The sequence below is a fragment of the Kosmotoga arenicorallina S304 genome, assembly GCF_001636545.1.
GTDB classification, from domain to species: domain Bacteria; phylum Thermotogota; class Thermotogae; order Petrotogales; family Kosmotogaceae; genus Kosmotoga_B; species Kosmotoga_B arenicorallina.
The window spans coordinates 1-15,576 of sequence record NZ_JFHK01000010.1; the positions used below are offsets into that span (position 1 = coordinate 1).

At 40.7% G+C, this 15,576-nt stretch carries 12 protein-coding genes and 1 pseudogene; 9 read left to right on the top strand and 4 right to left on the bottom strand.

The window, feature by feature from the left end; translation table 11 throughout:
* From AT15_RS10195 to tsaA, 6 genes are all read left to right on the top strand, one after another.
* A partial coding sequence (locus AT15_RS10195; protein WP_235598525.1) for an ATP-binding protein occupies positions 1 to 124 on the top strand: 124 nt, incomplete at its 5' end.
* A 310-nt stretch (positions 125 to 434) separates the two neighbouring features.
* Positions 435 to 2,033, top strand: coding sequence for an MASE3 domain-containing protein (locus AT15_RS06250; protein ID WP_068347557.1), 1,599 nt, complete (start codon positions 435 to 437; stop codon positions 2,031 to 2,033).
* Entirely contained in the window at positions 2,030 to 2,890 is an 861-nt protein-coding gene (locus tag AT15_RS06255; protein WP_068347558.1) for an ATP-binding protein, read from the top strand. Before AT15_RS06250 ends, AT15_RS06255 begins: the two co-directional genes overlap by 4 nt.
* Positions 2,891 to 2,907: 17 nt before the next feature.
* Entirely contained in the window at positions 2,908 to 3,945 is a 1,038-nt protein-coding gene (locus tag AT15_RS06260; RefSeq protein WP_068347559.1) for an HD domain-containing phosphohydrolase, read from the top strand.
* A 46-nt stretch (positions 3,946 to 3,991) separates the two neighbouring features.
* On the top strand, positions 3,992 to 6,505 hold the full coding sequence (locus AT15_RS06265) for a sensor domain-containing diguanylate cyclase (protein WP_068347561.1): 2,514 nt from the start codon (positions 3,992 to 3,994) through the stop codon (positions 6,503 to 6,505).
* A 7-nt stretch (positions 6,506 to 6,512) separates the two neighbouring features.
* Entirely contained in the window at positions 6,513 to 6,923 is a 411-nt protein-coding gene (gene tsaA / locus AT15_RS06270) for a tRNA (N6-threonylcarbamoyladenosine(37)-N6)-methyltransferase TrmO (protein ID WP_068347573.1), read from the top strand.
* On the opposite strand, the gene AT15_RS06275 is transcribed toward tsaA, so the two are convergent.
* Both AT15_RS06275 and AT15_RS06280 read right to left on the bottom strand, forming a co-directional pair.
* Positions 6,913 to 7,824, bottom strand: coding sequence for a carbohydrate kinase family protein (locus tag AT15_RS06275; RefSeq protein ID WP_068347567.1), 912 nt, complete (start codon positions 7,822 to 7,824; stop codon positions 6,913 to 6,915). The genes tsaA and AT15_RS06275 overlap by 11 nt on opposite strands.
* A gap of 53 nt (positions 7,825 to 7,877) precedes the next feature.
* Positions 7,878 to 8,492 carry a biotin transporter BioY gene (locus AT15_RS06280; protein WP_084251565.1) on the bottom strand — a complete coding sequence of 205 codons (615 nt, stop codon included), beginning with the start codon at positions 8,490 to 8,492 and terminating at the stop codon, positions 7,878 to 7,880.
* A gap of 329 nt (positions 8,493 to 8,821) precedes the next feature.
* Here AT15_RS06280 and AT15_RS06285 point away from each other — a divergent pair, with 329 nt between their 5' ends.
* Complete coding sequence (locus tag AT15_RS06285) at positions 8,822 to 10,096, top strand: TrpB-like pyridoxal phosphate-dependent enzyme (protein WP_068347569.1); 1,275 nt, start codon at positions 8,822 to 8,824, stop codon at positions 10,094 to 10,096.
* A gap of 23 nt (positions 10,097 to 10,119) precedes the next feature.
* On the opposite strand, the gene AT15_RS06290 is transcribed toward AT15_RS06285, so the two are convergent.
* Both AT15_RS06290 and AT15_RS06295 read right to left on the bottom strand, forming a co-directional pair.
* Positions 10,120 to 10,659: a flavodoxin family protein gene (locus AT15_RS06290; RefSeq protein WP_068347570.1), complete on the bottom strand. Its 540-nt coding sequence runs from the start codon at positions 10,657 to 10,659 to the stop codon at positions 10,120 to 10,122.
* 12 nt (positions 10,660 to 10,671) lie between these two features.
* Positions 10,672 to 11,139 (bottom strand): flavin reductase family protein, encoded by a 468-nt coding sequence (locus AT15_RS06295; RefSeq protein WP_068347571.1) that lies wholly within the window; start codon positions 11,137 to 11,139, stop codon positions 10,672 to 10,674.
* Between the two features lie 602 nt (positions 11,140 to 11,741).
* Between AT15_RS06295 and AT15_RS06300 the strand changes: the two genes are divergently transcribed.
* Both AT15_RS06300 and AT15_RS06305 read left to right on the top strand, forming a co-directional pair.
* Positions 11,742 to 15,227 (top strand): InlB B-repeat-containing protein, encoded by a 3,486-nt coding sequence (locus AT15_RS06300; RefSeq protein WP_068347572.1) that lies wholly within the window; start codon positions 11,742 to 11,744, stop codon positions 15,225 to 15,227.
* Positions 15,228 to 15,371: 144 nt separating this feature from the next.
* Positions 15,372 to 15,576 (top strand): annotated as a pseudogene (locus tag AT15_RS06305) (hypothetical protein); the annotation flags it as partial.

A 15,576-nucleotide genomic window follows, 5' to 3' on the forward strand; every position in this document is an offset into this window, starting at 1 on the left:
ATGGATAAAGATTTTCCATGACAAAGCCCTTACCATGGCATTGTTAGACAGAATTACGCACAACGCTTTGATTCTCAATATGTCTGGAAGAAGTTACCGAAGAAGAGATGTTTTGAATACCTGAGGTGGGTAGCGGGTCATTTCCTTATGGCCCTCCCGGGTCAAAAACCTATTGACTTTATACACTTTGATACTTTTGTTGTGTCTTTCAAATTATATAAAATGATTCTAAAAATATTATACAATAATGTGCAAACGAAAATGTAGAAATTGGTATAGCTTTAATCACTTAAAGAACACGATAGACTTTCTTGTTGTAACCGCAGTATGGATATTAGCTTCTTTGGTGGCTGTTAATCCTAAAATCAAACAATCCCAAACTTTTTGTTTTCATGCTGCGAAGTAGTAAAATACAAAGTCAAGGAGTGGATTTTGTGTATAAAGTAAGTGCATTGGGGTATATTGTTCCGATTTTTAGTTTTTCCTGGGTGATTGGATGGTATTCTGCTTTCGGCTATAATTATCTGGCGCACTTTCTCTTCGAAATGATAGCGGTTGTGGCACTCGGTGGCTTATTTCTCCTTCTGGTTGTATTGCCAAAAGAGCGCAGATCTTTGCCGCTCCATATCATGGGAATGGCATTTCTGGGTACTGCGATTCTCGAGTTTGCCCACGCTGTCGTTTATCCGGGTTATACTTTATCCAACGCTGAATATACAGTAGAGCTGTGGATCTATTCAAGGATAGTAATGGTTTTTGGATTGATGCTTTCCTATATCGTTTCAACAAAAACTTTACGGTACGACATTCAAAAACAGATTAGGAATCTGTCATCTTTACTGCCGGTCTTTTCAGCCAGTCTGCTGTTTCTTCATAGATACATTCCCGATTACTTATTTTACAAAAACGGTGTCACAACACTCCTTAAATCGTCATTGGAATTGATTTTTGCGACTTGTTTTATCTTTTTGGGCTGGAAATCCAGAAAGGAGCCGGCTTTCTTCATTGGAGCCATTTTAAACGCCATAGCACACGTTATGTTCATTTCCTATGCAGGGGTTTTCAGTTATAACATCGTCCTTGGTCACGCTTTCATGCTTTCAGGGCTAAATACTTTAGTATGGTGGGCAGTAAAGAAATATCTGATCCTCCCCTTCAGAGAAGTAGAGGAATTGGCGAAACAATTCGGTGGAAAATTAAATGCTATCTCAAAAACCGTCAATGAAAGAGTGGAGTTTTTAAATGCCATCATAAACCTCAAATCTGAACTTTTGAATGCTCAGGATGAAAAAGAGCTTTTAGATAGGATAATAAGTTTCATCTCGCGAAACCCATATGTGAATTTTGCTCTTTTTCAAGAAGGCAAATTAGTTGCAAGGCATCCCGAAAATTTACCAAATTCGGTTGAAAAATACGCTGATTTTGAAAAATTCAAAGTTTTGAGCTTTGACGCGTATATTAAATCTCCCGACCGAGCAGTTCCGAAATTGCTTGAAGATCTTTTTCTCCGCACAGATATCCTGGCACAAAATATTAAAAACAGTAAAGAACTCAAGAATTTGAACCAGAAAATCAGAGAGCAAGAAGAAATTAGATTGAACTTTCAGAGAGCGGTTTCTCACGAATTGAAAACGCCATTAAATGTAATAACCGGCAACCTCCAGCTTATTGAGATGGGAGTTTTCGGAGATAGTTCAAATCTCTCTGAACCTTTACAGTCTATGGAGAACGCTTCAAAATATATGCTCGAACTAATCGACAACTTGATGAACCTTTCCCGGCTTGAAACAGGCAGATTAACTGTTAAATACATGCCTCTGAAAACGGACGATTTTGAACCTATCGTCGCCCAGTATAAAACTCTTGCTACTCAAAAAAGACTTGAATTTAATTTCAAGTTCTCTGGAGAACAAGAGTTTTCCGGAGATTATAAGCTGCTGTCTTCAATGCTTTCCAATCTATTGAGCAACGCGGTCAAATATACAACTAATGGAAAAGTGAAGGGGCAAATGAAAATTTCCAAAAAAGTGTGATCATAGAAGTTTCAGATACAGGCATCGGAATTTCAAAAAGTCTCCAGAGCAAGATATTTGAACCCTTCGTTTCCGCTGGAAAAACCAATACGGGATCAGGTCTCGGGCTTGCAATTGTAAAAAAGTTTGTAGATCTTCTTCACGGAAATATATCCTTGAAGAGCATTGAAGGTAAGGGAAGCACTTTCAAAATTGAGCTGCCTTGTGTAGAACATGAATTTTTACCCACTGCCAAAAAAGTAACAAAAAAATCTGTCGATGTTCTCTACATAGAATATGATCCAGACTCCAGAAAACTTATAAAGAATCTCCTGAAGGAATTCACAGTTGAAGAAGCCTCTACGGGAAGGGAAGGTTTTGAAAAAGCACTGGCTTTAAAGCCCAAAATTATAATAACCGATTTGGGCCTGCCAGACATTGATGGCAGAAAACTTATCATAAACCTAAAAACCAGAGAAGAGCTTAAAAATACGAACTTTCTTCTCTATACTGGGGGAAAAGCTGGGCACAATCTTCTGGGGATCCCCGTGATAGAAAAAGGATCAAATTTGCAGAAATTTTTGCTTTCAATAAGAATTCTGATGGGCCAAAACCGGCTTATATTGACTTCGAACCTGGTTGATAGCAAAGAAGTCACAAAAGTAAAAAACATAATGAAGGAGATTGATGTTGAAAACGTTCAAATAAGAAATTTGAATGAAATCGACGAGCCTGAATTACAGCTTTATGATTTCATAATATTAGTACTTCCCAATGATAAAGGCATCATTTCAAAAGTGATCACAAAGATGAAAGCCTTGCCTGGGAACCGGGTTGTGCTCATTTTTCTTGAATCCCATGCGAAAACGGGAACATAGTAGGAGAGTGATTTGTAGTGTCCAGGATACTTCTGGTTGAAAACGATTTTTCCACACGTAAGATGATTTCCCTGTTCCTCAATCACAACGGATATGAGGTATTCGAAGCTGAAAACGGCGAAGAGGCTTTAAACATTGTTGAAGTGAATGGGTTCCCCGAAGTGGTTATCACAGATATTGAAATGCCTTTAATGGATGGCATTACTTTAATCAAAAAACTGCGGGAGAAAAAGGCCTCATCGATTATCTTCACCATGACCGCCTATTCAGACCCTGAGACCATGAAAGATGCCGCTCTTGCAGGTGCAGACGATTTCATTTCAAAACCAATAGATTTTAAGCTGATTTCGATGTTACTTGATATGGCACTAAAAGCAAAGGAGTTTCACACAGAAAAAGCTAAAACCGAATATTATTTAAAACTGGAAAATGAGTACAGTGGTGAAGCCATAGCTGAACTCAAAGATAGAAATAAAACCCTCGCAAATGATCTCCTCAAAAAAATTTACCGGCTTTCTGAATATAGAGATGACGAAACCCACGAACATACGCTGCGAGTGGGGTTGATTTCCGAAAAAATCGCCAGGTCATCTGGGCTTGAGAACGAGGAAACGTATTTATTGAAATTGTCCGCTCCGCTACATGATCTGGGGAAGGTTGGAATAGCGGATGCTATATTGCTAAAACCCGGTAAGCTGACAAGCACGGAGTTTGATATGATGAAGAGCCACACGGTTATCGGTTATGAAATTTTAAAAGACAGCACATCTGACGTGCTAAAGATGGCTGCCAACATTGCTTTAACACATCATGAACGCTGGAATGGGAGCGGCTATCCAAACGCTCTAAAAAGCAGCGAGATACCAATCGAAGGATTGATAGTAGGCATAGCCGACAGCTTCGATGCTATAGTCAGCGAACGGCCTTACAAAAAAGCAAAACCTCTTGGATATGGGTTTGAAGAAATAAAAGCAACTTCCGGAATTTTGTATTCGCCGTTGTTGGTAGATGCTTTTTTCAAGGAAAAAGAGGAGATTTCGAAAATCTATCAATAGTACCCGTAAACGGTTTATGCAGTAGTTGGAGGTGAAAAAATTAAGCATGAAAAAACTCAACTACCTGATATTTTTCTTAGTTGCCTTACTTTGTCTTATTACCGGTGTCATAATTATAACGAATTATCCCCTTATGCCTGTTTCATGGCCTTTATTCGCGATCAAGCTTATTCCGTTTGCCTTGCTTTTTATCATCACGATCTTTGCATCAAAACTCGGGATTACATCCCTTACCCTGGGGCTTGCCCTTTTTTCTTACGTGAGGTTTCTTGGCTTTATTAACGTGTTTCTTCCAAAAGATTCACTTTTTCTTGGAAACTTGTCAACACTGGTGTATGTTTCTGCAGCGATTCTTACCGCCTATGCTGGAATAAAAGCTGTGCTGTACTGGCGTATTTTTGAAAAAAAATACCGGGAGATCTATAGCAATACAAAAGAGATATTTTTTATTGTGGATAAAGAAAAGAACACAATTGTAGAGACCAGCAGATCTGCAATCGATTATTTTGGAAAGTCCCTTTTAAACAGAGAAGCAGGAAAATGCCTTGGTGAGCGAAATAGTTACATTCTATGCGGAAGAGCTCATGATTCAAAAAAGGTCCCAAAAACATTTGAAGCAAAACTTTATAAATCTGATGGCACTCAGTTTTATGCTGATGTTCTGATTGATGAGTTTTCTATTTTCAAAAAAGACTATTATTACATATCGATCAGGGATATTTCGGAAAAAAGACAGGCTGAGTCCCTTACTAAAAAAGCACACGAAAGATTCAAAGGGCTTTTTGAAAACAACAATGATGCTGTTTTCTTTTTAGACAGGGAGGGTAGGCATATAGATGCAAATGAAAAGGCTGTTGAGCTTTTAGGTTACTCAGTTGAAGAACTCAGAAAGATGACCTTTTACGATGTTGTGCCTCCCGAAGCGCAAAAGGAATCTGAACAACTACTTTTAGAGCTAAGAAAGAAAGGCTCGCTTCCGATTTATGAAAAAGAGCTTCTAAGAAAAAACGGTGAAAGAATAACCGTTGAGATAAATGTGTCACTTATCCGACACGATGATGGGGATTTCCACATACAAAGCATTGTCAGAGACGTTACCAAACGCAAAGAAACGCAAAGGCTACTCAAAATGGAAAGGGATATGCTACAGAAATTTCTCACCATTGCCCAAACAGCGGTTGTTATCCTCGACATATCTGGAAATATAAAATACTTGAACACTGAAGGATTTAGGCTTTTTGGATATTCTGCTGACAATATCGATGAAGTGGTTGGGAAAAATCTAGAAGAATTTGTCCCGGAAAATAATAAAAAGAAAGTACAAGAAATAATCAAAGAGCTTGTCCGCGGTGAAAAGCAATCGGTGCTCGATATTTTGATCCCGATTTCATCAAAAAACGGTGAGACAAAGACGATTCTTTGGAACGCCGTTGCATCCAAATCAATGGGCGATAATTCGGTTGAGTTGTTGTTCTCCGGAAAAGCTACAGACTCATATAAAAAAAACATTAAATTTAATGGCTTTTATTCATCTCTAAACAAAGTTACCATCGATGTGCTTGAAACAGGGACAATTCTTGGTAAAAATGCCCAAAGACTCCTTAAATTATGTGTCGCTACAATCCCCGGTGCCCAGGCCGGAACACTAATCATGAGGAACGAAAATGGGAATTTCAGTTTCGTTGCCTGCGAAAATTATGATTTCAAAAGGCTCAGGGAAGTTCGCTTAAATCGAGAACCTGTTAATAACGGGCTCGAAGCAATTTCAGTTACAGCAGATTTCTGTGGTTTTAAGTTGGACAGCCAATTGTCAAAAGCAGTAGCAAAAGCGTGCAAATTCAAGGATCTAAAGGCAACCCTTGTTATTCCAATTATACTCAACGGGAAAGTTGTAGCCCTTTTCAATCTCAATAATTTTGAATCCAAGCATGCTTTTGATAACCCTATGACAAAACAGCTCGCTGAGGTTTTCAAAGAATCTATTACATCACTTATAAAACGACTGGAGCTCGAAAAGGAGTTAAAAACCCAGAAAAAGAAGCTCGAGTTTTTATCAAACCATGACCCGCTGACAGAACTGCCTAATAGGCGGTTTCTCTGGGAATATTCGGATTTGCTCTTCGCGCTTGCAAAAAGGAAAAGCCGCCCGGTAAGCGTTCTTTATGTTGATCTTGATAAGTTCAAAGAAATAAATGATTTTTACGGGCATGATATGGGGGATTACGTATTGAGAGAAGTAGCTGGTAGGTTCAAAGACTCGATCCGAAAAAGTGATGTTACGGTGCGGCTTGGAGGTGATGAATTCGCTTTGCTGCTTCCAGAAACGGATAGCAAGCTGGCTATTGTAGCGGCGAAAAGGATTCTATTAAGTATTGAAAAAGTGATGATTGCAGATAGAACTGTGAGCATTTCTGGAACCATTGGTATTTCATGTTTCCCAGAACACGGCGAAGATCTTCAAGACCTGCTAAAAAAAGCTGATACTGCCATGTATCAAGCAAAGAAATCAGGCATGAAAATCGCTGTTTACCCAGGCAAATCTATGCACACAAAGGAGTGAGCCATTGTTGAATTGTATAGTTTACAAACCCATCGGAATAGTTCATTCCCCGTATACCGAAAAATCGCAGGCACCCAGGCAGGGGACCCTTAACGAGGACCCTGAATTTGTGATTGAGGTTTTTCAAGATTTTTCAGAGGGCCTTGATGGTATAGAACGATACGAGTATCTGATCGTCCTTTGCCATTTTCATCAGTCACAGTTCAGGGAATTGAAAATCTTTCCTCATGGAAGTAACGAAAAACGAGGAGTTTTTGCCACTCGTTCCCCGAACCACCCAAATCCCATTGCCTTTAGCGTAGTGAAATTGATAAGAAGAGAAGGGAATTCACTTGTAGTTAAGTGTATGGATGCCATTAACGGCACCCCAGTATTGGATGTAAAGCCTTATATCCCTTCCCTGGATTCTAAGCCTTGAAACTCCTATAAAACTGATCCAGCTCTTCCACGGTTATTAGCTCCGAAGACGAAGCTTTCTTTGTGCAACAATAACGGGCTGCTATTTGACCTCTCATTATGGAATCTTCAAGCGAATAATTATCTAGTAGATAACTGGACAAAAACCCGACCGCAAGGCTATCTCCAGCCCCTGTGGTATCAACCACGGGATCTTGCAGTTCTACAACCGGGAAAAAGGTTATTCCATCTTTTGTCCCAACAGCGCAGCCTCTCTTTCCCATGCCGGAAATCACTATTCGATCTTTCTTTTTCTCAAGAAATGTCTTAATGAAGGGGGTGGGGTCATCGAAATTAACACAGGAAAAGAACAGAACATCTGCAAATTCTACGTAATCCCTTCGGTAAGTATCGTCAATATCTACAATATCCTGAAGATCTACAGAGATTATCAAACCCTCTTCCTTTGCAATAGGCAGCAAATACCTTGACCAGTTTACGATATTGAAGTGGGCAAATTTGCTCCCAGAAAGAATTCTGCGGCAGGTTTCCAAATCTGGCTTGAGATGCATTGAACCTTTGCCATCGTAAAAGGATTTTCTTGTCCCGTCTCTGAAAATCAAATTCACGCTTCTTTTTGTCCCCATTGGATCAAGAAAAACACCTTTTGTGTCAATTCCATCAGCTTGAAGCTCACTAGCAATATGCCTTCCCATATAATCATCGCCTACAAACCCGATAAATGCTGTTTTTTTACCGAGCCTTGCAAAACCCTTGCTGGAATACCCTCCGGCCATGCCAATATAATCGAGGTTCTCCGTGAAACTGGCTTCCAGCACAAAATCTATTGAATTAGCATTAGTGTATACGTTGGTGTCAATTCCGACTGCTCCAATGACAACAACTTCAAATCCTTGCTTCATGATAATCCCTCACATACATTTTAAAATAATAAGAGGAGCTAAGCTCCTCTTATTCATAACTCCTTTGGTGTTAATGCTTTTATTGTGAAAGCAGCAAGAGCAATTTTAAACAAATCTCCGGGAATGAAAGGCAGCATGCCCACTTGCAAAAGTCGTACAAACGATATGGACTGCTTGTTGATCAAACTAAACCACAGCCAGAGATTGGCTAATCCAGTGGCATAAATGATAGCACTGGCGGCAAGCATTACAACTACGGCAGGGAAAAAGTTCCTTGCCTTTGGATGGGTATCTATGTATCTTCCAACAAAAAGAGAAGCGACGACAAAGCCAACTAAATAACCTCCAGTTGGGCCAAACAAAGCGGCTACTCCACCATTAAGGCCAGCAAACCATGGAACTCCAGCAATACCCAGAACGATATAGAGAAGCTGGCTAACACCTCCCCACCAGGCTCCAAGGGCAACACCGGAAATTAACACGGCAAAGGTTTGCCCTGTAACGGGGACAGGTGTTCCAGGAAGATAGAACCTCAGCTGAGCTAATACACCTGTGAGTGCAGCTACAACAAAAGAAAGGGCGAGTTTGTTTAATAGTGGTTGGGTTCTTGGCCATTCAAACAACCTTTTCCTCAATGTGAAATAACGTTCTGCAATGCTGGTCATCATGAAAAGACACCTCCAAAGCTAAGCAAATTCAACTCAAATATACCATTTGCCCTTTCTCATTTTGAGGGCAAAAATGTATCAATAAGATTGAAGCCAGTAAAGGCTGCTTTTTTTGCCTCTTAATTTTGGTTGACTTTGTGAATCGCAATTTGATAGTATATATTAAAGTTATTTAGAGGTGATCGAAATGCTGGCTTATACTGAAACAAAAATGAATATGTTCTGGTGGTGGCAGAAAAGCCCCTTTAGTGGGTAGTTCTGTCGTGCCGTAAGAACTATCATAAAGGGGCTCTCATTTTGAGGGCCCCTTATTTTTTGGAGGTGAGGAGATGAAGGAGAGAATTATTGTTACTATGCCAAAGAAAGAAATGATAAAGGAGTGGTATAACGTAAAGGCAGACCTTCCATTTGCGCTTGATCCGCCCTTAAATCCACAAACAAAAGAGGTTATAACTCCAGAGGCACTTTCGGCAATTTTTTGCCCTTCGATTATTGAGCAGGAAGTTACAACAGAGAGATACGTCAAAATTCCCGAAGATGTGCTCGACGAATACGTTGTTTTCAGGCCCACTCCGCTTATCAGGGCAAGTTTTCTGGAAGAGTATCTTGAAACACCAGCCAGAATTTACTACAAATATGAAGGAGTCTCACCTACAGGCAGCCATAAAACCAACACAGCGCTGGCACAAGCCTATTTCAACGCTAGAGATGGAATAAAGCAACTTGTAACGGAAACAGGTGCAGGACAATGGGGTAGTGCGTTATCCTATGCGGGAACAAAGTTTGGCTTAAAGGTAAAGGTATTTATGGTGAGAATTAGCTATAACCAAAAACCTATGCGTAAATATATGATGCAGCTCTTTGACGGGAGCGTTCAGGAAAGCCCAAGCCAGAGCACAAAATGCGGGCAGGAATATTTAAAGGAAGACCCAAAACATCCCGGATCTCTGGGAATTGCTATTAGTGAAGCCATTGAAACTGTATTGAATGAAGGGAATTCCAGATATTCTCTGGGCAGTGTTCTGGACCATGTGTTGCTTCACCAGACTGTAATTGGCCAGGAATTGAAGAAGCAGCTTTCAATGATCGGGGAAATTCCTACCATCTTAATAGGCTGCCACGGTGGAGGTTCTAATTTTGGTGGGACAATATTGCCTTTTATCCCTGAGAAGCTTGATGGTCAGGAAATAAGATTTATTGCCTGTGAACCTGAATCATGCCCAACACTAACTAAAGGCGAATACAGATATGACTTTGGTGACTCTTCCGGTTTTACGCCGCTACTTATGATGTACACCCTTGGAAAGGATTTCGTACCTCCCAAGATCCATGCCGGAGGGCTGCGTTATCACGGTTCGGCGCCTATAATCGCAAAATTACTCAAAGAAGGGCTTATTGAAGCAGATAGTTTTTCACAGGAAGAGACCTTTAAGGCTGCAAAGGTTTTTTCAAAAGTGGAAGGCATAATACCAGCACCTGAGTCAGCCCACGCTATTGCAGGTGCAATTCGCGAGGCAATAAAGGCCAAATCAGAAGGAAGAAGAGAAGTGATTGTATTCAACCTCAGTGGCCATGGTTTGCTTGACCTTTCGGCATATGCGTAAAAATAGCTCCTTGCAGGGCGTCTTTAAATCTTCGTAATAAGTGATTTTGCCCAATCTTGCGCCTTTTTCAAGCTTGGTTCAAGATTCATTGAAACATTCTGAAAATCTATCGCATCAATTACCATACTTGAGCCAAGTTTTTTCTCCATGGCTTCAAAGGTATTTCCTATCATTCCTTCATGTGTGCAGAAAAAAGCGACTTTTTTTCCTTCTAGGGATACTTTATTAAAGAAGGAGTTGAGAGGCGGCGCATAGCTCAAAGACCAGACGGGTGTACCTATAATCACCAGGTCGTATTTTGCTGGATCCAATTCAAAATTCTCCAAATCCGGGATTTCTTTCATATCAACTGATTCAACTCCCCAGATATATCTCGTCTCTCCATTGGGAACTTCTAGGTCATCTACTCTGTCAGGACTTTCAGCGTGTTGATAATATATCTTTTCAGCCTTGGATATTGTTGCTAATCTCAACACATCGGCTTTGATTGCAGAGGCTATTTTCTCTGCAATGGCTCTTGTCCCATCGTCCATAGAATAAAACACTACAAGAGCTTTCTTCATAAAATCCCTCCTTCAATCCCTTAACCAGGGATTTAACATACTGTGTTCACCATATAATAGTGGCTTATCATTACCAAATAGCTTCTGCAAAACTACCTCACCAATAAATATAGTATGGTCTCCAGCATCAGCTTTTTCCTTTATAGTGCATTCAATATATGCGAGAGTTCCAGGCACTATGGGTATGCCTGAAGGGCTCTTTTCATAATCGAGCTCTGCAAATTTGTCTATATCTCTGCCACTTTTTGATCCAAAGAAATTCACCAGCTTTTCGGCTTCAGGTCTCATAATACAAACGCCAAAACGATCCGTCTCATTCAAGAGAGTGTGTGAATATCTCGTCTTGCCAACGGAAATGGCAATCATGGGTGGATTGATTGAAACCCTTGTAATCCAGGCAATAGCAATTCCATTAGCTTTTTCCTTTGCATTCATTGTAACAATGGTTGTAGTTGAATAAATCTTTCCCAGAGCGTCCACTCTTTCACCCCCATCTGTATTTTATCAGTAAATTTCATGCTACCAAAACAAGTAAATACATCGTGTTCTGATCCGGCAAAAAAATTAGTCTGGATGGCTTTAATATAGCGGTTTGAAATAAAAGGGGATTAAATCCCTCTTAATGAATTTATACAATATCTACCATAAAAATTAGTACCTTACAGCAATATTTTCAAAAGACCAATACGGGCTAATAGAGCTCATCACAGGAAGCTGTCTGTTCAGTGACTTTTAAAATTCCGTTCTGAAAAGGCTTTCAGAAATGTGTTAACTTCTACGTGGCTTCGCTTTTTGCGAAAAATCTAAAAAAATGTTTATAAAAAATGTATAAAAGACTGTCATAATTCTTTCATAATTAATGTAGAGTAAAGAGTGCTCAGATATAAAAATTGATTGGATAGCTGTCATCATGGAATAATGAATAAAAGCTAAAAGGTTTATCATTAAACAATTCTGGGCAATTTTCTTATAGAAATTACCCTTCATTAACCTCGTATAACCGTTCCGTGTGTTAGATTAAATATGATGAATGAATATAATGATTTAGTCATATGATTAATAATTTACAGGAGGTGTCACACATGAAAAAGGTATTATTTGCGCTTGCTATCGGGATTTTACTGCTCTTCCTCTCAGGTTGTCCCTCCATTCAAAAGGGATATGTCCTGAACGTAGGCGCCGATTACCCTGGGGTGACCGTGACTGTTGATGGTGAAACTTATACCACTCCAATATCCTTAAATGTCTCCGAAGGTCCCCACACAGTGAAAGTAGTCAATCCGCCAGTTGAAATTGATTATTCTACCAAAGATGTATCAGAGCTTCCTGAAAGCTGCTATGAGTTTATAGGTTGGGAGGATGGATCATCCGACAACCCGAGAACTGTAAGTATAACTGGTGACACAAAATTAAAAGCTCTTACAGCGACGCAATATCTGGTGTACACCTACTCAAATCCCTACGGATTGGTAAGTATACCCGGAACAGGTTTTTATGTTTCAGGATCAACTATAACTTTAAAAGCTCCTTATGTAGAAGGCTATGCCTTTGACAAATGGTATGTGAATAATGTCGTAGTCAGCACCGACGAAACACTCCAGCTGAAAGTTGATTCCATGAAAATTGTCATTGGAAGTTACAAAAAAGCTGATTCCAGTACACTTTTGAAGGTTGATACCAGCCCTTCAAACCTTAAGATATTGCTAGACGGTTCAGAATACCTTGCACCAAAATCGCTTTATGTCGATTCGGGAAGCAATCACACAATCGGGACTGTTTCCCCACAGTATAAAGACCTTTCCAATTATGTCCCGGGCGATGATACCAGGTTCGATTTCACCTCCTGGGAAGACGGCAGCAGCGAGCTTTCAAGATCAGTTGTGGTTAGCAGCTCAACAACATTCAAAGCCAGCTTTGATAGTGCTTACAAGGTTCAGGTAGAAGCTGATCCTGATTCTGTTGCTATTACTGGTTCCGGATGGTATTTGCCCGGCAAAACTATCAACATCAGTGCCCCAAGCGTTGATGGTTATCTCTTCGATCATTGGGAAGTGAATGGCTCAGCTTATAGTTCTGAAAGCTCAATAAAATTATCTGTGGATTCACCAAAACTTGTCAAAGCAGTATATAAGAATATAATACCAACTAAACAGCTCACAGTTAAAACGTCGCCCGATAATCTGATGGTCGTTATAGATGAGAACTCCTACGTTGCACCAGCGGTTGTAACAGTTGACGAAGGCACTGTCCATACTATTCGGGTAGAGCAGGTTCAAGAAAGAGACGAATCTGCTCTTGTTGCCGGAAACGATACCCGCTATGTCTTCTCGAAATGGGAAGACGGTTCCACCGAACTTTCAAGAACAATTACCGTTAGCGACGATACTGTTTTAACTGCTCAATTCAATACAGAATTCAAAGTCGACACCTCCGAATCTCCTGCAAACATCGCTTCTATTTCCGGAGCAGGCTGGTACGCAAGTGGTAAGGAAGTTACTCTATCCGCTCCAGAGGTTTCAGGATACAAATTTGACCACTGGGAAATAAACGGTGTTAACCGCGGCAGTTCTAACCCGTTGGCAACCACGGTAAACGAGCCGCTCATGGTAAAAGCAGTTTACACTTCTTTATCGTCGCTGCCCGCCCCGACTAGTTTAAAGCTTTATGGTTCTACTGAGAGCTATATTCTCCTAACATGGAAAGACAACGCCTCAAATGAAGACGGCTACGAAATCTGGAGAAAAGTCGAAGGTGGAAGCTATCAGAGAATTTTCAAGACTGGTCCAAATGTTTACGTGATGTATGATTTCTCACCAGTTGCCGGGAAAACAAACTATTATAAGGTGCGAGCTTTTAAGAAAGATGGCACGTATTCTGACTTTTCCAACGAAGTTAACACCTCTGGCGAAGAGCCGAGCACAACGGTCCCCACTCCCACAAATCCTTCACCTGCTGACAAGTCAACAAACCAGGATACGTCACTGACGCTTAAATGGAGCGTAAGCGATGGTAATCCCGGCGATTATAGCTATGATCTTTATCTCGGCAAAACCACATCGCCATCACGTATAGCCGCTAACCTTTCAAAAACGCAATGGGTAGTGACCCTTGAACCAAACACAACCTACTACTGGAAAGTGGTTGTAAGAACAACCGATAACCAAACAAAGTCAGGCCCTTTATGGAGTTTTACAACGAACTCAACAGTTAAGAAAGGCGCTTTCAAGATAGCAAATTCTTGGGGTGTTGGCGGCTGGGAAAATGTGCCTGATGGGTTCTTCTGGATCACCTATGAAGCAATGAAGATGAATAAAATGGGCGTTTATGTTGTCGCTCCTAAAGATTATTACGAACCAAAAGCCGTCGCCGTTTTCAAGATTTCCCATGCCAATAGGGGCGATACAAAGGTGTATGTTGGTGTTGGCGATCCTGCAACTTCAGGAAAAGTAAAGGGATTTAATACCAGCTTCTATATGGATGGAGGTGAGCATCCATATCCGGATAATAAAATCGTGCTGGACATCACCGAGCTGTTGCCTATTGACAATCAGCAAGTATTCCTAAAAGTATACGATGGCTCTGAATATGAAACAGGCACCATAGACTACTTCGCAGTTGAAATATACGATAACTACAAGTCCGGAACTCCTGTTGCAAAATATGAAGCCAGCGGATTGCCCGTAAACACTAGCAACGGCAAATACACCTATGTCACGATTCCAGGCGTTAAAGCTGCAAGCCCGGAGGTAGCGTTATCAAGCTCTCTGGATATCGGATTGAAGACCGCTAAAGTGACCGAACAAGACTTGAAAGATCTGGAAGAAAGCTTTGGTGTCTACAGCGGAGAAAAGAACTACAATGTGATAATAGATGGCCATGGCACAGGCTATATTCCGCCTACTGAGGAGCAGTGGCAGGAAATAATGAATACAGCGCAAATTATTACTGGCGTTGAAATGCCGACAACAACAGCTCTTCCTTCTGCTGTCGACCATTCTCAGGAAGTTTATTTCCCGCCTATCGGCAACCAGGGAAGTGAAGGGTCCTGTACATCGTGGTCTATTGGTTACTATATTAGCACCTATTATGAAGCAGCAGCAAATGGCTGGGATCTTTCAGGTGCAAAATACACATACAGCGGTATTGACAGTACCCACTCAGATAAGGTTATGAGCCCTGATTTCCTCTACCATCAGGTGAATGGTGGCATAGATGCAGGTTCTTATTTCACAGATAATATCAAGGTCATAAATCAAATGGGTATAGCATCGTGGAAGACAATGCCTTACAGCTCAAGCGACCATTACAGCTGGCCCACTGAGACAGCCTGGAGAGAAGCTCCCATGCACAGAAATTCAAACGCAAATTACTACTACATGACTATATATGATGACGCCGATATTGAAACGCTTAAGAGTTTAATAGCCCGGGGATATTTGGTCTCCATTGGTGTCGATGCATACAGATTCTCGGCCTTAAAAAGCAACGACGTCTGGGATGTTGATAACTACAAGCAAACAACCATCAACCATGCTGTTACTGTTGTCGGTTACGATGACAGCATGTGACACTTCCTTATGATATAGGCTTAGCCCGGCTTCTGCCGGGCATTTTTTTTAAAACTAATAGGGTGTCGCGAAAAAAGTGGGCCTCCCAAATTCCAATGGTGGTACCATTGAAATATCCCAACATAAGAAAGGAGGCCCAAATAAATGGTACCACAAGAACTTACAAAAAGCGATATTGTAAAGATTATTGAGTACTTAGACAAGCTTTTGCCTTCTAACTTCGTTAACAAACAAGGCAGAGGTAGAAGAAAGGCTTATTCCGACAAGAGCATCTTGAAAGTTTCCATTTTATTGAAGCTCTGCGATGTCTCATATCGCAGGGCAAAGGACTTTTTAAAAAAGAATCCCA